This window comes from Halolactibacillus miurensis, assembly GCF_900116255.1.
Lineage (GTDB): Bacteria > Bacillota > Bacilli > Bacillales > Amphibacillaceae > Halolactibacillus > Halolactibacillus miurensis.
Genome location: NZ_FPAI01000004.1, coordinates 47169 through 69389 on the forward strand (window position 1 = coordinate 47169; position 22221 = coordinate 69389).

Below are 22221 nucleotides of genomic sequence, written 5' to 3' on the forward strand. Positions count from 1 at the left end.
ACGAAAAGTGTTTCGAATTTTTATTTCGAGACACTTTTCTTTATATCATTAATTTTTAAAGTTGAAGGGAAGATGACTGAATGGGGAAATTTCAATCAGTTTTTGATATTATAGGACCTATCATGGTTGGGCCATCGAGTTCTCATACCGCAGGAGCAGTGAAAATTGGACGAGCGACACGTTACTTGTTTGCTGAAGACATTCATTACGTCAAATGTCACTTGTACGGCTCGTTTGCAAAAACGTATAAAGGACACGGGACTGATGTTGCTTTAATCGCGGGGATTTTAGGATATAATACGGATGATGAGCGAATCATTGACGCTTTGTCTCACGCAAAAGATCAAGGCATTCATGTGGAGTTTATCGAAGATTATTCTGCGGTACCTCATCCAAATACGGTGAGAATCGAAGTAATGAATGCCACAGATCATTTAGAGTTGGTCGGTCAATCGATTGGTGGGGGTAAAGTTGAAATTGTTGAGTTAAACGGCTTTAACTTAAACTTGTCAGGTAACCATCCTGCCATCTTAGTGATGCATAACGACCGTTTCGGAGCGATCGCATCAGTGACAGAAATTTTAGCCCGTTACGAAATAAATATCGGACGGATGGAAGTAAATCGTAAAGATGTTGGTAAAGAAGCGCTCATGACAATTGAATTAGATCAGAACATTGAACCAGAGGTAGAAGCCGCTTTACGTGATGCTAAACATATTTTGCGGCTCGCTAAAGTCGTCGATTGATGTTTGGGTTCAGTTAATGTCGCGTCATATCGTTTGTTGTAAGTATAATCTCGATAGAGATAAATAGAGACAAGGAAAGGGAAGTTAGGATGTTTCGTACTGTAAAAGAATTAATTGAACTGGCAGAATTAAAAAATACAGCCATTGCAGATCTTATGATTGAACGTGAAATGGCTTTATATGAATTGAGTTATGAAGATGTATTTAGTCGAATGGAATCTCAGTTAGTAGTGATGGAAGAAGCTATTGAGCGAGGTTTAGAGGGCGTGCGCTCTGTTACTGGGCTGACTGGTGGCGATGCGGTGAAAATCAATAAGTATCTCACTGAACACGAGCCTCTCTCAGGTCCTATTTTACTAGATGCGGTTAGTAAAGCGGTGGCGACAAATGAAGTTAACGCTGCGATGGGGAAAGTGTGTGCTACACCAACAGCAGGGAGTGCCGGCTGTGTCCCTGGTGTGTTATTTGCGGTAAAAGACCGATTACACGCGTCAAGAGAAGATATGGTCAAGTTTTTATTTACGACAGGCGCCTTTGGGTTAGTGGTGGCGAATAATGCCTTTATTTCGGGCGCGCAAGGGGGTTGTCAAGCAGAAGTTGGGTCAGCCTCTGCAATGGCGGCGGCTGCTGTCGTTGAAATGGCAGGCGGGACGCCCGAGCAGTCCGCGCATGCTTTTAGTATCACACTAAAAAATATGTTAGGGTTAATATGTGACCCTGTCGCTGGTCTCGTTGAAGTACCTTGTGTGAAGCGCAATGCACTAGGCGCCTCTCAAGCCATTGTATCTGCCGATATGGCCTTAGCCGGTGTGAAGAGCGTCATTCCAACGGATGAGGTTATTTCAGCGATGTACCGCGTCGGTCAACGGATGCCTGTAGCATTTAAAGAGACCGCAGAAGGTGGTTTGGCTGCCACACCAACGGGGAAACGACTAGCTCAAGAAATATTCTCAAATCAAACGACAAAGTGAGTGGATAACGATGTTGGATAGTCGAGTAACGACAATAAAAGGTGTTGGTGAGGCACTAGAAGAAAAACTCAATCAATTACACATCTATACGGTTAGAGACTTAATTTATACTTTTCCATCACGTTATGATCATCATCAAATCTTACCGCTAAGCGAACTGATCCACGAACAAAAGGCGACGATTCAAGGGACAATCGTCGCCGATAGTTTAGTGAGCTTTTTTGGTAAGAAAAAATCTCGTTTAACTTTTCCCTTACAAGTCGGTGATGTGATAGTAAAAGTCATCATGTTTAATCGCCACTTTTTAAAAACACAATTACAAGCAGGTAAAACGGTGACTGTCACAGGAAAGTGGGATCAATACCGTCAACAGTTAACAGCGGAGCATCACTTTCTTGGTGAGAAAGGACCGGATGAGCCGATTGAACCTGTGTACCTATTAAAACAAGTCGTTCCGTCAAAACGGTTTAAAAAACTAATCAAACAAGCCTTAGAACAAGTCGAAGGACAACTAGATGAATTTTTACCCGATACATATATGACGAAGTATAAATTGATTTCTTTAGCTTACGCGCTTAAACAGATGCATTTCCCGGAAAGTTTTAAACATTTAAAACAAGCAAAGCGACGACTCGTGTATGATGAATTGTTGTTGTTTCAGTTAAAACTTCAGGCGATTAAAAAGTTTAACCGCGAACGAACGACCGGTGTTAAAAAACAACCGGATTTTGAGCTGGTGCAACAGTTTATCCATGCGTTACCGTTCACGCTGACAGACGCTCAGATGAAAGCGATGAAACAGATTCAGGCAGACTTAACCTCACCTTATCGCATGCACCGCTTACTGCAAGGGGATGTTGGTTCAGGGAAAACGATTGTGGCGGCGATTGGCATCTACTTGACACATACGGCTGGTAGTCAGAGTGCGTTAATGGTGCCGACAGAAATTCTGGCAGAACAACACTATCAAGGTTTTTGTCAGCTGTTTAAAGACACGCTCCACATTGAATTGTTAACAGGGTCAGTCAAAGGTAAAAAACGGCGGGAGATTTTAGCGGGACTTGCGAGTGGCGAAGTAGATGTCGTCATCGGAACACACGCTTTAATTCAAGCTGAGGTTGATTTTGATTCCCTCGGCTTTGTTGTCATTGATGAACAGCACCGATTTGGTGTGAATCAACGGAAAGTGTTGCGTGAGAAAGGCATGGATCCTGATGTGCTATTTATGACCGCAACCCCAATCCCGCGGACATTAGCGATAACAAGTTTTGGGGATATGGATGTGTCTATTATTGATGAGATGCCCGTTGGTCGAAAACCGGTTGAAACGTTTTGGGTGAAAGACACTATGTTAGACCGTATCTTAGCATTTATTGAAAAGGAAGTAAATAAAGGGCATCAAGCGTATATTGTTACACCGTTAATAGAAGGGTCTGATAAGATGGATATCCAGAATGCGGTTGATCTGTATCAACAGTTAGCGGTATATTATGACAGCCGGGTATTGATTGGCTTACTACATGGGCGTATGACAAATGATGAAAAAGATGCGGTCATGAAGGAGTTTACTGAAGGAAAGCGTGATGTATTAGTCTCGACAACGGTCATTGAAGTCGGTGTGAATGTCCCAAATGCGACCGTGATGGTTATTTATGATGCGGAGCGGTTCGGTCTTTCACAACTACACCAGTTACGTGGTCGAGTAGGAAGAAGCGATACACAAAGTTATTGTATCTTGATTGCTGATCCAAAAGGTGATGTCGGAAAAGAGCGGATGCGGGTCATGACAGAGACGACCAATGGATTCGAACTGGCTGAGTATGATTTAAAGTTACGTGGTCCGGGGGATTTCTTCGGTAAAAAACAAAGCGGTTTACCAGAATTTCGTTTAGCGGATTTAGTGGAGGATTATCGTACGCTTGAGACAGCAAGACGCGATGCGACTGATATTATATACGGTGATTTGTTAGATAATGACCTAGACTATGCCCCTTTAAAACAACATGTGGAAACGATTTTAAAACAATATCAACAAGGATTTGATTAATTTAGACTTGCAAAAACAATCAAAGTCATATATATTACTATTAGTACCTAGTCATAGGATGAAGAAACGGCACAGATATAGGTGGTGAAAACATGCGATTACCAAAGAAAATTCGCCAAGAGAAATTAAAAGATAAAATTGAAGAAACGCCTTTTATTACTGACGAAGCCTTAGCGGACTTTTTTAGGGTCAGCATTCAAACGATTCGGTTAGATCGGATGGAGTTATCGATTCCAGAATTACGTGAACGAATCAAGTCGGTAGCGACAGATCAGTGGAATGAAACAGTGAAGGCACTCCCGCTAGATGATGTGATAGGAGAGATCATTGATCTTGAACTTGATCACCGAGCGATTTCCATATTAGATATTACGAAAGACCATGTATTTAGTCGCAATGATATCGCGCGTGGGCACCATTTGTTTGCCCAAGCCAATTCACTTGCGGTGGCCGTGATTGATGATGAACTTGCCTTAACTGAAAAGGCTGAGATTAAATTTACTCGACAAGTGAAACAAGGCGAACGTGTCGTAGCTAAAGCACACGTAGAAACGTTGGAAAAACACAACCGGACACGTGTGGTCGTGGAAAGTTTTGTAGAAAGCGAACCCGTTTTTAAAGGGAACTTTACGATGTATCGCCAGAAGGAACAGTAGGAGGCAAAATTCATGCGAATTGTCATAGATGCAATGGGTGGCGACCATGCACCAGAAGCCATTGTAAAAGGTGCGATGTTAGCAACCAAAGCTCATAAAGATTTAACGATTATTTTAGTCGGTGATGAATCAAAGATTCAGCCGTTTTTAACTTCAACCGAGCGGATTGAGATGATCCATACGACGACCGTGATTTCAGGGGACGATGAACCCGTAAAAGCGGTACGTCGTAAAAAAGATGCTTCTTTAGTCTTAATGGCTAATGAGGTGAAAGAACACCGCGCGGATGCGTGTATTTCAGCCGGGAATACGGGGGCATTAATGAGTGCGGGGTTATTTCAAGTTGGCCGAATTAAAGGTATTGAGCGCCCAGCATTAAGCCCAACGTTACCGACGATTGATCAAAAAGGCTTCGTCCTGCTTGATGTCGGAGCGAATGTTGAAGCGAAACCGAAACATTTACTACAATATGGTATCATGGGGTCAATTTATGCCGAAAAAGTACGCGGGATAAAACAACCACGCGTCGGTTTATTAAATGTTGGAACAGAAGATAATAAAGGAACAGAATTAACAAAAGAAGCGTTTCAATTGTTACAACAGGCACCGATTAACTTTGTTGGTAACGTGGAAGCGCGTGACTTACTCTCAGGTGTGGCCGATGTGGTCGTAACGGATGGTTTTAGTGGCAATATTGCTCTTAAAACAGTCGAAGGGACAGCGATGAATATGTTTAAGATGCTTAAAGCAACTTTCATGTCATCACTAAAAACTAAACTCGCCGCCGCCGTCTTAAAGAAAGATTTAAAAGGTTTAAAAGACCAATTAGATTACGCAGAGTACGGTGGCGCGGCTTTATTCGGTTTAAAAGCGCCTGTGGTTAAAGCGCACGGGTCTTCCAATGACCGAGCGATTTATAGCGCCATTAAACAAACTATGACCATGGTTGAACACCGGGTGAGCGAGACGATTGCTGACACGGTTCAATCAATGAAGGACATGGAGGTGAGCGAATGAAACGTGTTGTCTTCATGTTTCCTGGACAAGGGTCCCAAGACTTAGGGATGGGCATGAGTCTATATCAACATGACCAAAAAACCAAACAAACGATTGACCAAGCAAATGATTGGTTAGGTTTTGATCTGCGCGGGTTAATGTTTGACGGTCCAATCGAATCATTAACAGAAACAAAACATGCTCAACCGGCGCTTGTTTTAACAAGTGGTGTATTGTTAGACGCTCTAAAAGCAGCAGGGGTTGAACCTGTTGCGGTCTTAGGACATAGTTTAGGAGAATATAGTGCCCTTGTTGCGAGTGGGAGTTTAACTTTAGAACAAGCAACGACACTCGTCTACCAAAGAGGGGTATTGATGGAACAAGCCGACCCAGAAGGTAAAGGCGGGATGAGTGCGGTCCTTGGTCTAACTGAGGATGTGCTTGAAGACGTATTAAATACGACAAATAACCAAGTAGAAATAGCTAACCTTAATTCACCTGGTCAAATTGTTATTTCAGGTGACAAACAAAAGATTGAAGAAATAACGCCGTTATTAAAAGAAAAAGGCGCCAAACGTGTCATTCCTTTAGCGGTAAGTGGGCCGTTCCACTCGTCATTTATGAAGCCGCAAGCAGACAAGTTTGCATCTGTCTTAAAGGATGTGGATGTTAAAGTCCCGCAAGTCCCGTTATTACATAACGTGACAGCGCAAGCGGAAACAGACCCGGATGAAATTAAACACAGGTTAACAGAACAGCTCTATAGTAAAGTACGGTTTGAAGAAAGTATCCGCCATCTGTTAGATCATGATGAAATTGATGCCTTTGTCGAAGTCGGTAATAAAAAAGTATTAACCGGCTTAGTGAAAAAAATTCATCGACGGGCACGTGTTTTTCAAGTAGAAGATCAAGACTCATTGACGGCCTTTGTTCAATGGTACAAGGAGGATGAATCATGACAAAAGTTGCCCTTATTACTGGAGCATCGCGAGGAATTGGTCGAGAAATCGCCTTAACTTTTGCTGAAAATGGCTATAGTGTTGTGGTAAACTACAATGGTAATGAAGACAAAGCGTTGGCTGTGAAGGCTGAAGTAGAAGCTTTAGGTCAAGAAGCCCTTGTGGTAAAAGCAAACGTCGCCGATGAGACTGATGTCAAAAGCATGGTCAAAGAGACGATCGATACGTTTGGACAGATTGATGTTGTCGTTAATAATGCGGGTATTACGCGTGATAATTTGCTTATGCGCATGAAAGAAGCCGATTTTGATGCGGTGATTGATACGAATTTAAAAGGTGTCTTTCTGATGATGAAAGCTGTCGCACGTCCGATGATGAAACAAAAAGGTGGCGCGATTGTTAACTTAAGTTCTGTTGTGGGCTTGTCAGGAAACCCTGGTCAAATTAACTATGTCGCAGCGAAGTCAGGTGTGATTGGCATGACAAAATCAGCCGCGAAAGAACTCGCAGCCAAACAGATTCGTGTCAATGCGGTGGCTCCTGGGTTTATTACGACTGATATGACAGATGCACTCTCAGATGAACAAAAAACATTATTGCTCAATCAAATACCACTCAAAGCTCTTGGGGAACCGAAACAAGTGGCTGATGCTGTGTATTTCTTAGCGTCGGATGCGGCAAGCTATATTACAGGACAGACGCTGTCGGTTGATGGTGGCATGTACATGTAATCATAATATTATTTGAAAGGGGGTGAATGACAAATGGCAGAAACTTTCGATCGCGTAAAGAAAATTGTTGTTGACCGTTTAGATGTGGAAGAAGAAAAAGTAACACTTGAAGCATCTTTCAAAGATGATCTTGAAGCAGATTCACTAGATGTTGTTGAATTAGTGATGGAACTTGAAGATGAGTTTGATATGGAAATTGCTGATGAAGAAGCAGAAAAAATTCAAACAGTAGCTGATGCTGTGAACTACATAGACAGTCAAGCTTAAAAAATATTGAAAAAGGTCTCGTTTTTTTAAACGAGACCTTTGCTTTTTTCACTAAATAAAGATAAGATATAGGGAGAAAAAAAGGAGGTGAAGGAATGAATTTTAAAGATTTACAAAAAGAGTTAAGGATTTTCTTTCATGATCAAAAGATACTTGAACAAGCATTTACTCATTCATCCTACGTCAATGAGCATAAAAATCGGATTTATCAAGATAACGAGCGATTAGAGTTTTTAGGTGATGCCGTTTTAGAACTGGGTATTTCTCAATATCTCTACCGTGAATTTCCAAACAAAGCCGAAGGTGAATTAACTAAATTAAGAGCATCCATCGTTTGTGAACCGGCCCTGGTGAAATTTGCGAAAGAATTGCATTTTGATAAATTTGTCTTACTAGGAAAAGGTGAAGAACGCACCGGAGGAAGAAAACGACCGGCACTCTTAGCAGATGTATTTGAAGCTTTTATCGGGGCGTTATATCTCGATCAAGGATTTGAAGTCGTGGTTTCGTTTTTAAAACAGCATGTCTATCCCAAAGTCAAAGAAGGGGCCTTTTTACATGGGCTGGATTATAAGAGTCAACTGCAAGAATTGATCCAACAAAATAAACATGCTGAAATTGAATACGAAATTATCGCTGAACATGGACCTGCCCATGACCGTGAGTTTGTCGCTCATGTGAAAATTAATCAAGAAGTATCAGGAAAAGGCCACGGCCGGACGAAAAAAGAAGCAGAACAACGTGCAGCTAAACGGGCGCTTGATTTGCACCAATCCTAAAAAAATAAAGTGTACAAAACATCGCTTGAATCCCTGTAATTAACATAGATTCAAGCGATGTTTTATTTTCGTAAGGCTTTTAATTCAGTAATGACAGCCTCATTTTCTTGTAAAGATAAATGCGAGCGTGCTTCGATAAAATTGACAAGTGCAGCTAAATCATCTATCTTGTCTGGATCAAAATCTTCTGGATTAAATACACCTTCATTCACAACATTTAACCTTGATTGTAACGTCTTTAGCAATGACTCAAGTGATTGGTTCGTTGACATTTGTTTATCCCCCCTCATATCTCATCTTCTAACTGTCCTTAATCTATGATAAAATAAAGTCGGCGAAAAAGAAACAAGGAGTGCCTAAACTCTTTGGTTTAATTAGAAAAGGTGACGACAATATGCATTTAAAAAAATTAGAATCGGTCGGGTTTAAATCCTTTGCCGAAAAGATTCACGTTGATTTTGTCCCAGGTGTGACAGCTGTTGTTGGTCCAAATGGCAGTGGTAAAAGTAATGTGACAGATGCGATTCGCTGGGTACTAGGTGAACAATCAGCGAAATCATTGCGTGGAACGAAAATGGAAGACATTATTTTTCAAGGGAGTGATACGCGTAAGCCACTTAATATGGCTGAGGTAACCTTAACGCTAGATAACCGTTCAGGAACCCTTCCGCTGGATTATAATGAAATCAGTGTGACACGCCGGGTCTATCGCTCAGGCGAGAGTGAGTTCTACATAAACAAAGAGTCTTGTCGACTGAAAGATATTGTTGATTTGTTTTTAGATTCTGGTTTAGGACGCGAAGCCTTCTCTATTATTAGTCAAGGTAAAGTTGAAGAGATTTTAAGTTCAAAGGCGGAAGAACGCCGGGTGATCTTTGAAGAAGCGGCGGGTGTTTTAAAATATAAACAACGCAAGAAAAAAGCTGAGTTTAAATTGGTTGAAACAGAAGAAAACTTAAACCGCGTAGAGGATATTCTTCATGAAATTAATCAACAGCGCGAACCGCTCTTAGAACAAGCGACAGTGGCTAAAGATTACTTAGCGAAAAAGAAAGCATTGATGACTGTTGAAAAGTCCGTTCTTCATACAGAAATTGATCGTATGCTCACAGAATGGCGTGCACAGTTAGCGAAAATTGACCAATTAAAAGATCATGTGATTCAAGCGCAACTGGAGTTAGATCAAAAAGAGCAAAAAAATGATGATATTCATGCGCAGTTAGACCACATTGACGAAGAGGTTCAGTCTTTTCAAACGTCCTTATTAGAAGTAACAGAAACACTTGAAAAACAATCGGGTGAACAAAAACTCTTATTGGAACGTGAACGTCATGCACAAGCTTCGCTAGATAAAATAGTAGAAGATAAAGAAAAAAACGAACAAGCACTCACTGATGAGCGAAAGAGAAGACAGTCACTTGAAACGACGTATAGTACGATGCTTGAATCTGTACAAGATTTGAAAATTAAAATCGCTCATATGAAAGAAAAATTAGCGGTGTCTGTCGATGACCTTGACCGACAATTAGCCGATAAGAAAAGTGATTATATCGAGCTTTTAAACGAAGAGGCACGACTCAAACACGCCAGAGACTCATATGAAAAAGACTATCACAACTTGTCTAACAAAGAGTTAGATTTTAAAGCGCAGGTAAACGATAAAAAATCTCTATGCGCTGAACTAAATGACGAGCTAAAAGAGCTCACGCAAGAAACGGCAGCGTTAGGTGAGACGCTTGAACGTCAGAATAAGGATGTCAGTGCTTTAAAAAGCAAGTTAGACGAAGAGTCAGCGCGACTTCAAGACATGTACGATAAACGCCGCCATGCAGAAAGACAAATTGATCAGTTAGAATCTAAGAAAGATATGTTAGAAGAGCTTAAAGAAAGCTTTCAAGGTTTTTATCAAGGGGTTAAAGCTGTCCTTAAAGCACGCGATAAAAACGCTCTAACAGGTATCCACGGAGCCGTGATTGAGCTGATTGATATTCCGCGTGACTATCAAATGGCTATGGAGTCGGCAATGAGTGCGCAATCCCAGCACGTGATTGTCTCAGATGAAAAAGCCGCCCGAGAAGCTATTCAATATTTAAAAACACATAACCAAGGGCGAGCGACTTTTTATCCGCTCACGACCATTAAACCGCGTGTGCTGCCACATGTCTATAAAGAGCGATTACAACATGAACCAGGCTTTATTGCGGTCGCAAGTGACGTGATTCATACGAGTGAACCTTATCGCCCTGTGCTTCAATATTTACTCGGACAGACGTTGATTGCTAAAACGTTAAAAGATGCGAATAGTATCGCAACCGCTGTTGACCGGAAATTCCGGGTAGTTACGCTTGATGGGGATCTTGTCAATCCTGGTGGGTCGATGACCGGTGGAGCGATGAAACGTCAACAGTCCTCTTTGTTTTCGCGTGAAACGGAATTAAAGCAAGTAACAGAAAAGTTACACGCATTTGTGACACGAACAGACGCGTATATGGACTCGATTAAAGCGAAAGAAAAGGCTTATCAAGCGTTAAAAGAAGAGCTTCAGTCACTGGAAGAAACGATGTCAGAACAGAAGGCACACTTTAATGCATTGGAAGATGTGCGTAAAGCAAAAGTACTTGAATTAAAGCATCAAGAAGAAAGTTATCACTACAATGAGCGCTTACTTCAGACGTTTAATGATGATCAAAATCAATTGAAAAATAAACAAGAACAGTCTGAAGAAAAGTTAACGAAAACAAAGGCCCAGCTAGATGCGCTAAAAGAAGCCATTGATCAGCTAGAAGAAGAAAAAGAGCACCATGAAGCGTATAAGAAACAATACGATCAACAGTGGCAACAACTTAAGATCGACTACGCCGAACAAATGAAGGCGCTCGAATATCAATTAGAAAAATTGACAGCAGTTAAAGCAAGAGAACAAGAATTGTTAGAGACGGTTCAACAATTAACCGACGCTTATGATCTGCATAAGGATGAAGATAAACATCAAGCAGCAAAACAAGCCCTCGCTCAAACGCTGAAAACATTGGAAGAAGAAAAACAGACGTTACTACAAACGATTCAGCAAAAACGCGAGCAACGGTTAAACTTACAAACGACGCTTGAAACAAAAGAAGCTGAGTTAAAAACAGAACGTCATCAGCTAACAGCAAAAAAAGAAGAACAAAACCGTTTAGAAGTGAAAGCGAATCGTTTGGATGTCGAATTAGAAAATCGCTTAAACTACTTACAAGAAACATATGAAATGAGTTTTGAGCGGCTTCAACAGGAGACGGACAAAACCGAGACCTTAGCTGAAGACCAGATGAAAGTTAAATTATTAAAGCGTGACATTGATGAATTAGGTGTCGTTAATCTTGGGGCGATTGATGAGTATGACCGTATTAATGAACGGTTTGAATTTTTAACAAACCAAGAACAAGATCTACTTGAGGCAAAGGAAACATTATACGATGTTATTTTTGAAATGGATACCGAGATGGAGAAGCGGTTTGATGAAACGTTTAGCCAAATTAAATCGGCCTTTAGCGAAGTGTTTCAACAATTATTTGGTGGGGGACATGCAGAACTTAAGTTAACGAATCCAGATGATTTACTTGAAACAGGGGTTGAAATAAAAGCCCAACCACCAGGTAAAAAAGCCCAACAATTAGCGTTACTCTCAGGTGGTGAACGAGCACTCACCGCGATTGCCTTACTCTTTAGTATCTTACGCGTGAGACCCGTGCCATTTTGTGTTCTAGATGAAGTGGAAGCCGCGCTTGACGAAGCTAATGTCGAACGTTTTAGCCGCTATCTGAAGGATTATAGTCAAGAGACACAGTTCATCGTCATTACTCATAGAAAAGGCACGATGGAAGGTGCAGACGTCTTATATGGGGTTACTATGCAAGAGTCAGGTGTCTCTCGCTTTGTCTCAGTAAAACTAGAAGAAACAGCTGCTATTTTAAATGAAGCATAAGAAAGAAGGAGAATTATGAGTTTTTTAAAGAAATTAAAGGATAAGTTTACCCAAACAAAAGAAACAGAGGAAGTATCAGATAAGTATAAAGAAGGGTTGTCTAAAACAAGACAATCGTTCTCATCCAAACTTAATGATCTTGTTGCTAGGTACCGCAAAGTTGATGAAGAGTTTTTCGAAGACTTAGAAGAAATGTTGATTTCAGCAGATGTCGGTGTCAATACAGTGATGACGCTTGTCGAAGATTTAGAAATGGAAGCGAAGCGTCAAAATATTAAAGATGCGCGTGAATTAAAAGGTGTCATTTCAGAAAAATTAGCCGAAATTTATGCGGGAGATGATTTTGAACAAGCATCACCGTTAAATTTACAGGAAAACGCCTTAAGCGTCATTCTTTTCGTTGGTGTTAATGGCGTAGGTAAAACGACTTCAATTGGTAAATTAGCGTATCAATTGTCTCAAGAAGGGAAAAAAGTCTTGCTTGTAGCAGGCGATACGTTTAGAGCGGGCGCGATTCAACAATTATCAGTCTGGGGTGAGCGCGTCGGTGTTGACGTGATCAAGCAAAGCGAAGGTAGTGACCCAGCAGCCGTCATGTTTGACGGGATTCAAGCGGCTAAATCGCGCGGAGTGGATGTATTACTTTGTGACACGGCGGGACGCTTACAAAATAAAGTGAACTTAATGAATGAGCTTAGTAAGGTCAAACGCGTGATAGAAAGAGAAATTCCAGGTGCCCCGCATGATGTGTTACTTGTCTTAGATGCAACCACGGGACAGAATGCGCTTATTCAAGCTAAACAATTCCAACAAGCGACGGATGTGACCGGTATTATCTTAACAAAATTAGATGGTACCGCTAAAGGTGGGATTGTCCTTGCGATTAGAAAAGAACTCAATATTCCCGTGAAGTATGTCGGTTTAGGTGAGAAAATGACTGATCTTGAACCATTTGATCCGCAAGCGTTTGTTTACGGGCTATTCAGTGACATGTTGACGGAAGAGTGACGCTTGACGGACGACGTGTTATCGTCTAGTATGCTTAATGTAAAGTTTTTTTACTTAACAAGGAGTGATCGAGATGATGTTAGAGAAAACCACGCGGGTGAATTTCTTATTAGACTTTTATCAAGCGCTCTTAACGCCAAAACAGCGGAGTTATATGGAATTATACTATTTAGAAGATTACTCCTTAGGGGAAATTTCTGATACCTTTGATGTGTCAAGACAAGCTGTCTATGATAATATTAAACGGACAGAAAAGATGCTTGAATCGTATGAAGAACGCTTGAAATTGTATGAAAAGTTTCTAAAACGTCAAGCGTTGATTAAAACATTAGAAGAAAAAGTGACCGATAAGGCGTTATTATCAGATATTAACGCGTTAAAAGAATTGGATTAGGAGGGATTTCTCTATGGCATTTGAAGGCTTAGCAGATCGTCTGCAAAGTACGATTAAAAAAATGACCGGTAAAGGGAAAGTATCCGAACAAGATGTTAAAGAAATGGCCCGCGAGGTCCGTTTAGCACTCTTAGAGGCGGATGTTAACTTTAAAGTTGTGAAAGATTTTGTAAAGAAAATTAAGGAACGAGCGGTTGGTACGGAGGTCATGGAAAGTTTAACACCTGGCCAACAAGTCATCAAAATTGTAAAAGAAGAATTAACCGCGTTAATGGGCGGGGAACAGAGTAAAATTGCGGTAAGCGAACGCCCGCCAACCGTGATAATGATGGTCGGTTTACAAGGGGCAGGTAAAACAACGACTTCTGGTAAACTGGCGAATTTGTTGCGTAAAAAACATAACCGTAAGCCATTGCTAGTCGCTTGTGATGTGTATCGTCCAGCGGCGGTCGATCAATTAGAGACGGTCGGTAAGCAACTCGGCATTCCGGTCTTTAGCCAAGGAACCGAGAAAAATCCGGTCGATATAGCCAAAGAAGCGATTGAGCATGCGAAAGCGGAACATTTAGATTACGTGATTGTCGATACGGCTGGCCGACTGCATGTTGATGAAAATTTGATGGGTGAATTGACACAAATTAAGGCTGATATTAACCCAGATGAGATTTTCTTAGTTGTTGATGCGATGACAGGTCAAGATGCGGTCAATGTAGCAGAAACATTTGATAGTACGCTTGATATTACGGGTGTTGTTTTAACGAAACTTGATGGTGATACGCGTGGTGGGGCGGCATTATCAATCCGCGCTGTCACACATAAGCCGATTAAATTCGCTGGTATGGGCGAGAAGTTAGATGAATTGGAAGCCTTCCACCCAGAACGGATGGCCTCGCGTATTTTAGGGATGGGCGATGTCTTATCTCTTATTGAAAAAGCGCAAGACAATATTGATGAAAAGAAAGCAAAAGAACTGGAACAAAAAATGCGCACGGCAAGTTTTACGTTCGATGATTTTCTTGATCAAATGGAACAAGTCAAAAGTATGGGGCCACTTGATGAGCTCTTAGGCATGTTGCCAGGAGCAAATAAGATGAAAGGTCTAAAAAATGTCCAAATTGATGACAAACAATTGGTTCATGTTGAGGCTATTATTCAGTCGATGACGAAAAAAGAAAGACAAGACCCAGGGCTAATGAATGCAAGTCGAAAAAAACGGATTGCGAAGGGTTCGGGTCGTCCGATTTCTGAAGTCAATCGTCTCTTAAAACAATTTGATGAAATGAAAAAAATGATGAAACAAATGTCTGGAATGCAAGGCGGGAAGAAGGGTAAGAAGAAAAAAGGACTTAATTTTCCGTTTATGTAATGTAAAAACACTTTACAGACTTAAAACAATCTGATACAATCTAAACTTGTGAAATACATTTTTAATGGAGGTGCAAAAACATGGCAGTAAAAATTCGTTTAAAGCGTATGGGTTCAAAGCGTAATCCATTTTATCGTGTAGTAGTTGCAGATGCGCGTGCGCCACGTGATGGACGTATCATCGAACAAATCGGCACATACAATCCGGTAGCAAACCCGGTTGAAGTGAAATTAGATGAAGAAAAAGCAATGAGCTGGATGGCTAATGGTGCAAAACCATCAGACACTGTTCGCAATTTATTCTCTAAAGAAGGCATCATGAAAAAATTCCACGACTCAAAAAACCAAAAATAAGGTAGTGTGATCACATGGAAGCCTTGATAACATCAATCGTGACACCCCTTGTCGATCATCCAGAAGATATCCGTGTTGACACAAAAGAAGAGCACAACAAGCTTGTGTTTCATCTGACGGTCAATGAAGCGGATGTTGGTAAGGTGATCGGGAAGAATGGTCGTATTGCTAAGTCAATTCGTACGATTGTTTATGCAGCTGGAACGGATACTAAAAAACGTATTTATCTAGACATTATGTAGAACAGGGAAAAGGGTAACCTTTCCCTGTTTTCTGCATCATGTGACTTTTTAATAACGCATGATTGATTACGTGAGTAACAAATAAAACAATCGACGTGTTTTTTTATCTGAATGACGATTCATTTTGTCGTCCTTGAGATGAAAAAATAACTATATGAGGTGAAGATATGACAACTTATTTTAATGTCGGTAAAATTGTGAATACGCACGGTATTAAAGGAGAAGTGAAAATCGTAAGAATCACTGATTTTGACGATCGCTTTACGCCAGGTCAGCGCTTATTTCTGTTTAAAAAGGGCAGTAACCAACCAGAAATCGTGACTATCAAATCACATCGTCAACATAAAGGGTTTGATATGGTGATGTTTGAAGAGTATAACAACATTAATGATGTTGAATTATTCAAAGAAGGTATGCTTAAGATTACTGAAGCTTATCAAACGCCGCTGGAGGAAGATGCGTATTATTACCATGAAATTTTAGGGTGTGAAGTATCAACGAGCGAGGGACGCGTTCTCGGTGAAATTAAAGAAATTTTATCTCCTGGCGCTAACGATGTCTGGGTAGTCAAACAAACAGGCAAGAAAGATATTCTTATTCCTTACATTGAAGAGGTCGTTAAAGAAGTAGACGTTAACAACAAACGCGTGACCATTGAACCTATGGAAGGTTTGTTGCCAGATGAAGATTGATATTCTTACTCTCTTTCCAAGCATGTTCGATGGTGTCTTACAGTCATCGATTATGAAAAAAGCACAAGATAATGGTGTGTTTCACTACAACGCGATTGACTTTAGAGACTATGCTGATAACAAACACAATAAGGTCGATGATTACCCTTATGGTGGCGGTGCCGGTATGGTATTGATGCCGCAGCCAATATTTCGTGCGGTTGAGGCAATTGAGAAGAGTGAAGAAAAACCCCCGCGTGTGATTCTTATGTGTCCACAAGGTGAGCGTTATACACAGAAAAAAGCAGAAGAATTAGCGGAAGAAGAGCATTTGATTTTTATTTGTGGACATTATGAAGGTTATGATGAAAGAATTAGAGAGCATCTTGTCACTGATGAGATCTCAATCGGAGACTTTGTTTTAACTGGCGGTGAACTTGGTGCGATGGTGGTCATAGATAGTGTCGTTAGATTATTGCCAGATGGTTTAGGTAATGAAACTTCTGCAAAAGAAGATTCATTTTCTACTGGACTACTCGAGCACCCGCATTATACCCGACCAGCTGAGTTTCAGGGCCATATCGCACCTGAAGTGCTGCGTTCCGGTCATCACGGTAAAATAGATGAGTGGCGTAAAAAAGAATCACTGAGACGGACGTATTTGCGTCGGCCAGACTTATTAGAAACGTATCCACTCTCAAAACTTGAACAAGCCTTACTAGCGGAAGTTAAAGCAGAAGAAAAAAACAAATAAACAGTTCAAAAACCTTGTTTTTAAGCTGTAATTATGATATAGTAACTGTTGGACTTGAGCGAAAGCTTAAGTGAAAACGATGTTCCGCTGTAAGAATTCCTCTTATATGAACATGAGTGGAGAAGGAGTGTATACACATGCAACAATTAATTGCAGACATTACAAAAGAACAACTTAAGGATCGCCCAGTATTCAAAGCTGGTGATACGGTTAAGGTACACGTGAAAGTAGTCGAAGGTACACGTGAACGTATCCAGGTTTATGAAGGTGTCGTTATTAAACGTCAAAACGGCGGCATCAGTGAAACTTTCACTGTGCGTAAAATTTCTTATGGTGTTGGTGTTGAACGTACTTTCCCAGTACATTCACCACGTGTCGATAAGATTGAAGTTCTACGTCGCGGTAAAGTACGTCGTGCGAAACTTTATTACCTACGTAACCTACGTGGTAAAGCTGCACGTATTAAAGAAATCCGCTAATTTAACGAGAAACGATCAAAAAAGGAGCTTGAAGTTTCAAGCTCCTTTTTTCAACGCTAAAATTGCAATTTATTGAGGTCATGTGTCAAACGTACTGAAAATAAAGATGAGCCTATCATGAGAAAAGATAAGTAAACACAATAAATAGATCAATATTTGATACACTAAAGTAAATGCCGACGTTAACGCGTCACTTGCGGAGTGAGAGAAAAATGAAAAAAACATTAAGTCATTTGATGACAATTCTGGCGATTGTTTTGTCCGTCTATCTCATAAGAACATTTGTATTGACACCCATTTCAATCGATGGTGATTCGATGGAACCGACACTACATAACCGTGACTTCTTAATGATGGAGAGGCTATCGTACTATATTGATGAACCTGAACGATTTGATATTGTTGTTTTTCAGGCAACAAAACAAAAAGACTATATAAAGCGTGTTATTGGCTTACCCGGTGATACGATTGAATATAAAGATAATCAGTTATACATTAATGGTACAGAAAAACAGGAGTACTTTTTAACAGACCCGAATGCGTTTACGAATGATTTTACTGTGAACGATATCGAACCAGGTCATGAAAGTATTCCGAATGGTTACTATCTTGTATTAGGTGATAACCGGAGTAATTCAACAGATAGCCGGACGATTGGCCTTGTGCCAAAAGAAAGGATTATGGGTCGAGCGTTTTTACGCTACTGGCCACTAGATAATTTTAATATAGTTCGGTAAGGAGTGATAAATATGCCGATTCAATGGTTTCCAGGCCATATGGCCAAAGCGAGAAGACAAGTGCAAGAAAAATTAAAACTTGTAGATTTTGTGATTGAACTGGTGGATGCACGAGCGCCATTTGCTTCAGAGAATCCGATGCTTAAACAAATTCTGAATCAAAAACCAAAAATGCGCGTCTTAATGAAAAAAGATCTAGCGGACCCAAAAGTGACACAAGCGTTTATCGATCACTTTAACGCATCAGGTGAACGTGCGATTAGTGTCGATGTCAATCAAAAAGAAGACATTAAAAAAGTAGTAGAAACAGCTAAAATCATGGCACATGATAAGATGGAGCGTATGCGTAGAAAAGGCATCAAGCCACGTCCGGCCCGGGCAATGATCATTGGTATTCCCAATGTCGGCAAATCAACACTGATCAACCGTTTAGCTAATAAAAAGATTGCGAAAACAGGGGATCGTCCAGGTGTGACAACCAGTCAACAATGGATTAAAGTGAAAAAGGACTTTGAATTACTTGATACACCAGGGATTCTTTGGCCAAAATTTGAAGATGAAGTCATCGGTTATCGCTTAGCTTGTCTTGGGACAATTAAAGACCAAATTCTTCATATGGATGACTTAGCTGTCTTTTTATTGCGTTACTTAAAAGAACATTATCCACATGTCCTGATGGAACGATACCAAATTGAAGATATTGATCAAGACGTTGTACCACTTTTTGATCACGTTGGTCGCTTAAGAGGCGCGATTGCCTCAGGTAATCAAGTCGATTATGATAAAACCGCTGAGCTAATCATACGTGACTATCGTTCAGGTAAACTTGGGTTAATTTCATTAGAACGTCCAGAAGACGCATCGCTATAGGTGCGTCTTTTGTCTATCTCTCAGTTAAATGAAAATAGTTCGAAGAATCGCGTTCACTTTTTTTCAATACATACGATATAAACAGTAAGAGAGTAGGGGAAAGTATGAATCAGGTAGAGTTAAGTAAACAACCTATTACCACAATCAAACAACTATTAAGTCAGCCAGTAGACGATGAAACATTAGCCATACTAGACCAAGATGAACGTAAAGGCGTAAAAGAATTACTCCTGCGCTATGACAAAGTACAAAAAAAGCGCGCGCAATTAAAAGAAGACTATTTGCGTAAGTTTATATACGAGCAAGCGGTTAAAAATGAAGGCTATCAGCTGATTTGTGGAGTGGATGAAGTCGGCCGTGGTCCTCTTGCTGGTCCTGTTGTCGCAGCGGCAGTTATCTTACCGGAAGCATGCGACTTAATGGGATTGACAGACTCTAAGCAATTGTCATCAACAAAGCGTGAGTTTTTCTTTGAAGCGATTCAACAACAAGCGCTTGCTGTTGGTGTTGGTATCGTTTCACCGGATGTTATTGATGATATCAACATTTTAGAAGCGACTAAACAGGCCATGATTGAAGCGATTGATTCCTTGCCCCTCACACCGGATTATTTGTTGCTTGATGCGATTAAGCTAAATACGCCTATCCAACAACAATCATTAATTAAAGGTGATATGAAAAGTATCTCTATTGCCTCCGCGAGTGTGATAGCCAAAGTGACACGTGACCGTATCATGGCACATTACGATGAAGAGTATCCGGGTTATGATTTTATTCATAATCAAGGCTACGGCACAAAGAGCCACCTAGAAGGGTTAAAAACACATGGGGTTACATCGATTCACAGACGATCATTTGCGCCTGTGAAGGCATATTTATGAGCGTTTAAGGGGAAGGGTGAGAGGATGCAAGTTCAAAGACAGTATGCTAATCAAACATTAAATCACGCGCAATCAAATAAAAAACTTCCGTTATCAAAAGGGCAAATTGTGAAAGGGACAATTGAACAATTGCATCTGGACCAAATAGCCACAATTAAAATGGGGCATAATCGCGTTACCGCCAAACTTGAAGTGCCGGTTGAAAAGGGCAAGAGTTATGTGTTTGAAGTTATCTCATCGGGTGACATACCAGAACTGAAAATGGTCGAACAACAAGCGGTAAAACATGATGCACCACTTGGAGCGCTTCTTAAAAAAATGGCGTTACCTGTAACGAAAGAAGCAGAGCAGCTATTGCGTCAGTTGTTAGCAGAAAACATCCCAGTTAAACCGCAGCAGTTTAAAGTAGCGTTAGATATTTATAAAGCGCAACCACAACCAGAAGTGAAGAATGCGTTAATGAGTATGATCAAACATCAATTACCGCTGTCTAGTGAAACGGTCGCATCATTTTCCCGGGTGATAACCGAGTCGACAGCTATGTTAGTCGATCAATTAATGCAGGCCTTAACAAATATGGCACCATCAGAAAAGCTAGCGCAACTGATAGATCAACTGTCAATGATTAAAACACCGATCACGTCACCTAATGAAACGACACCGTCTTTGACCGATAGGCAAATAGAGCAGGTGATGACGTTATTTAATCAAAAAGGTCTATCAATTGATCACACAACTAACATCCCAAAAGCAGTTGAACAATTACTTAAAAGTCAGATGGGATTAAATGAGCAAACAGCCCAACAATTAAAACAATGGGTCTCACTCGAACGTCTCCCACTCAATCAACAAGAACGACAAACGTTTTTGAACCAAAATCACGCCCAGATAAAAGAGGTTTTCCCTCAAGTTAATGTGTCAGACATCAACAATGAGGCGCTCGTTTCAAAAGAAATAATTCAAGCAACAGTGGCAAAAGTCTCTAATGAAAAGCTCATGTTGATCGAAAAATCACCGACAGAACAGATGCTTGGAACCGAGAAGTTGCAGACATTTCTTAGAGAAAACCCGTCAATATATCAAAAGGTATCGCAACAGTTAACGGGTGACAACCAACAGTTACTGAAACAATTTATTGAGAGTCCGAATGGTGAAACAAGTCAAAATATTCAGCAGCTATTGCGTCAATTGTTTGACCGTCAACTGACGCAAACGGACTTTAAAACACTTACACCACTTGTGAAAGAGACACAGTTACTTCAAACTTTGCCCGTTGAACATCAGTTTTTAGTAGGGGTTAAAGATTTCCTCTTAAGATCCGGACTAACATATGAGCAGCAATTAATGGATGGATCTGAACAGGGTGGGACCTTGAAACAACTCTTGCTAGATGTCCAACAATCATCTCAAACAAAGATACCGGCTCTAGATCAATTGATTCAATCATTGACGGATCAACAGTTATCGATTGTAAGGCAAGATGAACATTTTATTCATTACGGGATTGCCCTACCAATGACGACAGGGGAAGAGCAAGAAGTATATTTAGACATGTATGGACAAAAGCGAGAGTCGGGAGAACTCGATCCGAATTACTGCCATATCGCTTTTTATTTAACCCTTGGTTCATTAGGAGAAACCATTGTTGATATGGCGATACAAAATCGCTTAATCCAAGTGACGGTGATTAATAACCAAGAGGTAAGCGCCCTATTAGAACCGTTAAAACCGCAACTAAAAGAAGGTTTAGCGTGCATGGATTACCAATTGACCTCTATTCACCATCGCCCTTTTAAAGACAAAGAACCAACGGTGACTCATAATGAGATGTATCAAGCGACCATAACTGACCAAAAAAGATGGGATGTGCGGGCATGACAGAAGAAAAAGAGCGACCGCACCATTTAAAGAAAGCGATGGCGCTGCGATATAATGAAACCAAAGACTTAGCACCTGTCGTATCAGCTAAAGGTCAAGGCTATGTCGCAGAGGAAATCATCAAACGTGCACATGAAGCTGGCGTTCCCATTCAAGAGGATCAAAGTTTAGTTGAAATGCTAGGGCAAATTGACATTAATCAAGCAATACCTGAAGAATTATATCTAGTAGTCGCAGAAGTGTTCGCGTTCATTTATCATGTCGATCGGTCAAATGAAACGAACTAATCAACCCATTAAACGCGTAAAAATTTAATAATGAGGCACATACTAAGGAGGGTTTTTATTAAAAACGCCTCTTTTTTCTTTTTTAGTGCCCTATTTTAGTTTATATAAAGAAAACGTTCGTTTGCTTTAAGAAGACGTACTGTCGACATGAATATGACCGTGTCTTACACTAAAGAAAAAAGTCA

The 22221-nt window shown here is 40.5% G+C and carries 24 protein-coding genes; 23 read left to right on the forward strand and 1 reads right to left on the reverse strand.

The window, feature by feature from the left end; all coding sequences use genetic code 11:
* Positions 1-80: 80 nt before the first annotated feature.
* The 9 genes from sdaAB to rnc all read left to right on the forward strand — a co-directional run bounded on the left by sdaAB (position 81) and on the right by rnc (position 8152).
* Entirely contained in the window at positions 81-746 is a 666-nt protein-coding gene (sdaAB, locus tag BM390_RS03900) for an L-serine ammonia-lyase, iron-sulfur-dependent subunit beta (RefSeq protein ID WP_089852985.1), read from the forward strand.
* Between the two features lie 89 nt (positions 747-835).
* Positions 836-1717: an L-serine ammonia-lyase, iron-sulfur-dependent, subunit alpha gene (sdaAA, locus tag BM390_RS03905; protein WP_062319871.1), complete on the forward strand. Its 882-nt coding sequence runs from the start codon at positions 836-838 to the stop codon at positions 1715-1717.
* A 10-nt stretch (positions 1718-1727) separates the two neighbouring features.
* Complete coding sequence (recG, locus tag BM390_RS03910; RefSeq protein WP_089852987.1) at positions 1728-3764, forward strand: ATP-dependent DNA helicase RecG; 2037 nt, start codon at positions 1728-1730, stop codon at positions 3762-3764.
* 92 nt (positions 3765-3856) lie between these two features.
* Positions 3857-4420: a transcription factor FapR gene (fapR, locus tag BM390_RS03915; RefSeq protein ID WP_062319876.1), complete on the forward strand. Its 564-nt coding sequence runs from the start codon at positions 3857-3859 to the stop codon at positions 4418-4420.
* A 12-nt stretch (positions 4421-4432) separates the two neighbouring features.
* Entirely contained in the window at positions 4433-5437 is a 1005-nt protein-coding gene (plsX, locus tag BM390_RS03920; protein ID WP_089852989.1) for a phosphate acyltransferase PlsX, read from the forward strand.
* The gene (gene fabD, locus BM390_RS03925) at positions 5434-6375 is read left to right on the forward strand and encodes an ACP S-malonyltransferase (protein ID WP_062319880.1); all 942 of its coding nucleotides are present in this window, start codon (positions 5434-5436) and stop codon (positions 6373-6375) included. The genes plsX and fabD overlap by 4 nt, the downstream gene beginning before the upstream one ends.
* The gene (gene fabG / locus BM390_RS03930) at positions 6372-7106 is read left to right on the forward strand and encodes a 3-oxoacyl-[acyl-carrier-protein] reductase (protein WP_062319882.1); all 735 of its coding nucleotides are present in this window, start codon (positions 6372-6374) and stop codon (positions 7104-7106) included. Before fabD ends, fabG begins: the two co-directional genes overlap by 4 nt.
* Positions 7107-7139: 33 nt before the next feature.
* On the forward strand, positions 7140-7373 hold the full coding sequence (locus BM390_RS03935) for an acyl carrier protein (RefSeq protein WP_062319884.1): 234 nt from the start codon (positions 7140-7142) through the stop codon (positions 7371-7373).
* A 95-nt stretch (positions 7374-7468) separates the two neighbouring features.
* Entirely contained in the window at positions 7469-8152 is a 684-nt protein-coding gene (gene rnc / locus BM390_RS03940) for a ribonuclease III (protein ID WP_089852992.1), read from the forward strand.
* Positions 8153-8214: 62 nt separating this feature from the next.
* Here rnc and BM390_RS03945 read toward each other — a convergent pair whose 3' ends face one another.
* Positions 8215-8424 carry a DUF1128 family protein gene (locus BM390_RS03945; protein WP_062319887.1) on the reverse strand — a complete coding sequence of 70 codons (210 nt, stop codon included), beginning with the start codon at positions 8422-8424 and terminating at the stop codon, positions 8215-8217.
* 122 nt (positions 8425-8546) lie between these two features.
* On the opposite strand from BM390_RS03945, the gene smc reads away from it, so the two are divergent.
* The 14 genes from smc to BM390_RS04015 all read left to right on the forward strand — a co-directional run bounded on the left by smc (position 8547) and on the right by BM390_RS04015 (position 22036).
* Positions 8547-12116 carry a chromosome segregation protein SMC gene (smc, locus tag BM390_RS03950; protein ID WP_089852995.1) on the forward strand — a complete coding sequence of 1190 codons (3570 nt, stop codon included), beginning with the start codon at positions 8547-8549 and terminating at the stop codon, positions 12114-12116.
* Positions 12117-12131: 15 nt separating this feature from the next.
* Positions 12132-13124 (forward strand): signal recognition particle-docking protein FtsY, encoded by a 993-nt coding sequence (gene ftsY, locus BM390_RS03955; protein ID WP_089852997.1) that lies wholly within the window; start codon positions 12132-12134, stop codon positions 13122-13124.
* Between the two features lie 76 nt (positions 13125-13200).
* Entirely contained in the window at positions 13201-13518 is a 318-nt protein-coding gene (locus BM390_RS03960) for a putative DNA-binding protein (RefSeq protein ID WP_062320050.1), read from the forward strand.
* Positions 13519-13531: 13 nt separating this feature from the next.
* Positions 13532-14884 (forward strand): signal recognition particle protein, encoded by a 1353-nt coding sequence (gene ffh, locus BM390_RS03965; protein ID WP_089852999.1) that lies wholly within the window; start codon positions 13532-13534, stop codon positions 14882-14884.
* Between the two features lie 80 nt (positions 14885-14964).
* Positions 14965-15237, forward strand: a complete 273-nt coding sequence (gene rpsP / locus BM390_RS03970; protein WP_062319891.1) for a 30S ribosomal protein S16 — start codon at positions 14965-14967, stop codon at positions 15235-15237.
* Positions 15238-15251: 14 nt separating this feature from the next.
* Entirely contained in the window at positions 15252-15479 is a 228-nt protein-coding gene (locus BM390_RS03975) for a KH domain-containing protein (protein WP_062319893.1), read from the forward strand.
* Between the two features lie 167 nt (positions 15480-15646).
* Positions 15647-16171 carry a ribosome maturation factor RimM gene (gene rimM / locus BM390_RS03980; RefSeq protein WP_089853001.1) on the forward strand — a complete coding sequence of 175 codons (525 nt, stop codon included), beginning with the start codon at positions 15647-15649 and terminating at the stop codon, positions 16169-16171.
* The gene (trmD, locus tag BM390_RS03985) at positions 16161-16904 is read left to right on the forward strand and encodes a tRNA (guanosine(37)-N1)-methyltransferase TrmD (protein ID WP_089853003.1); all 744 of its coding nucleotides are present in this window, start codon (positions 16161-16163) and stop codon (positions 16902-16904) included. The genes rimM and trmD overlap by 11 nt, the downstream gene beginning before the upstream one ends.
* 137 nt (positions 16905-17041) lie before the next feature.
* Positions 17042-17383, forward strand: a complete 342-nt coding sequence (gene rplS / locus BM390_RS03990; protein ID WP_062319898.1) for a 50S ribosomal protein L19 — start codon at positions 17042-17044, stop codon at positions 17381-17383.
* Positions 17384-17595: 212 nt separating this feature from the next.
* Positions 17596-18120, forward strand: a complete 525-nt coding sequence (lepB, locus tag BM390_RS03995; RefSeq protein ID WP_062319900.1) for a signal peptidase I — start codon at positions 17596-17598, stop codon at positions 18118-18120.
* Between the two features lie 12 nt (positions 18121-18132).
* Positions 18133-18990 (forward strand): ribosome biogenesis GTPase YlqF, encoded by an 858-nt coding sequence (gene ylqF / locus BM390_RS04000; RefSeq protein WP_089853005.1) that lies wholly within the window; start codon positions 18133-18135, stop codon positions 18988-18990.
* A 104-nt stretch (positions 18991-19094) separates the two neighbouring features.
* Entirely contained in the window at positions 19095-19871 is a 777-nt protein-coding gene (rnhB, locus tag BM390_RS04005; RefSeq protein WP_089853007.1) for a ribonuclease HII, read from the forward strand.
* A 24-nt stretch (positions 19872-19895) separates the two neighbouring features.
* A complete protein-coding gene (locus BM390_RS04010; protein ID WP_089853009.1) occupies positions 19896-21749 on the forward strand; it encodes a TP0910 N-terminal domain-containing protein in 1854 nt (617 codons plus the stop codon).
* Positions 21746-22036, forward strand: a complete 291-nt coding sequence (locus BM390_RS04015; protein ID WP_062319904.1) for an EscU/YscU/HrcU family type III secretion system export apparatus switch protein — start codon at positions 21746-21748, stop codon at positions 22034-22036. The genes BM390_RS04010 and BM390_RS04015 overlap by 4 nt, the downstream gene beginning before the upstream one ends.
* Positions 22037-22221: the final 185 nt, after the last annotated feature.

Bases quoted from the DNA above. Each gene is read 5' to 3' on its own strand.
- rnhB (WP_089853007.1), top strand. From the start codon at position 19,095: ATGAATCAGGTAGAGTTAAGTAAACAACCTATTACCACAATCAAACAA.
- lepB (WP_062319900.1), top strand. From the start codon at position 17,596: ATGAAAAAAACATTAAGTCATTTGATGACAATTCTGGCGATTGTTTTG.
- ftsY (WP_089852997.1), top strand. From the start codon at position 12,132: ATGAGTTTTTTAAAGAAATTAAAGGATAAGTTTACCCAAACAAAAGAA.
- BM390_RS04015 (WP_062319904.1), top strand. From the start codon at position 21,746: ATGACAGAAGAAAAAGAGCGACCGCACCATTTAAAGAAAGCGATGGCG.
- ylqF (WP_089853005.1), top strand. From the start codon at position 18,133: ATGCCGATTCAATGGTTTCCAGGCCATATGGCCAAAGCGAGAAGACAA.
- rnc (WP_089852992.1), top strand. From the start codon at position 7,469: ATGAATTTTAAAGATTTACAAAAAGAGTTAAGGATTTTCTTTCATGAT.
- BM390_RS03960 (WP_062320050.1), top strand. From the start codon at position 13,201: ATGTTAGAGAAAACCACGCGGGTGAATTTCTTATTAGACTTTTATCAA.
- fapR (WP_062319876.1), top strand. From the start codon at position 3,857: ATGCGATTACCAAAGAAAATTCGCCAAGAGAAATTAAAAGATAAAATT.
- BM390_RS03975 (WP_062319893.1), top strand. From the start codon at position 15,252: ATGGAAGCCTTGATAACATCAATCGTGACACCCCTTGTCGATCATCCA.
- trmD (WP_089853003.1), top strand. From the start codon at position 16,161: ATGAAGATTGATATTCTTACTCTCTTTCCAAGCATGTTCGATGGTGTC.
- BM390_RS03935 (WP_062319884.1), top strand. From the start codon at position 7,140: ATGGCAGAAACTTTCGATCGCGTAAAGAAAATTGTTGTTGACCGTTTA.
- ffh (WP_089852999.1), top strand. From the start codon at position 13,532: ATGGCATTTGAAGGCTTAGCAGATCGTCTGCAAAGTACGATTAAAAAA.
- rplS (WP_062319898.1), top strand. From the start codon at position 17,042: ATGCAACAATTAATTGCAGACATTACAAAAGAACAACTTAAGGATCGC.
- recG (WP_089852987.1), top strand. From the start codon at position 1,728: ATGTTGGATAGTCGAGTAACGACAATAAAAGGTGTTGGTGAGGCACTA.
- plsX (WP_089852989.1), top strand. From the start codon at position 4,433: ATGCGAATTGTCATAGATGCAATGGGTGGCGACCATGCACCAGAAGCC.
- sdaAA (WP_062319871.1), top strand. From the start codon at position 836: ATGTTTCGTACTGTAAAAGAATTAATTGAACTGGCAGAATTAAAAAAT.
- fabG (WP_062319882.1), top strand. From the start codon at position 6,372: ATGACAAAAGTTGCCCTTATTACTGGAGCATCGCGAGGAATTGGTCGA.
- rimM (WP_089853001.1), top strand. From the start codon at position 15,647: ATGACAACTTATTTTAATGTCGGTAAAATTGTGAATACGCACGGTATT.
- BM390_RS04010 (WP_089853009.1), top strand. From the start codon at position 19,896: ATGCAAGTTCAAAGACAGTATGCTAATCAAACATTAAATCACGCGCAA.
- rpsP (WP_062319891.1), top strand. From the start codon at position 14,965: ATGGCAGTAAAAATTCGTTTAAAGCGTATGGGTTCAAAGCGTAATCCA.
- BM390_RS03945 (WP_062319887.1), bottom strand. From the start codon at position 8,424: ATGTCAACGAACCAATCACTTGAGTCATTGCTAAAGACGTTACAATCA.
- sdaAB (WP_089852985.1), top strand. From the start codon at position 81: ATGGGGAAATTTCAATCAGTTTTTGATATTATAGGACCTATCATGGTT.
- smc (WP_089852995.1), top strand. From the start codon at position 8,547: ATGCATTTAAAAAAATTAGAATCGGTCGGGTTTAAATCCTTTGCCGAA.
- fabD (WP_062319880.1), top strand. From the start codon at position 5,434: ATGAAACGTGTTGTCTTCATGTTTCCTGGACAAGGGTCCCAAGACTTA.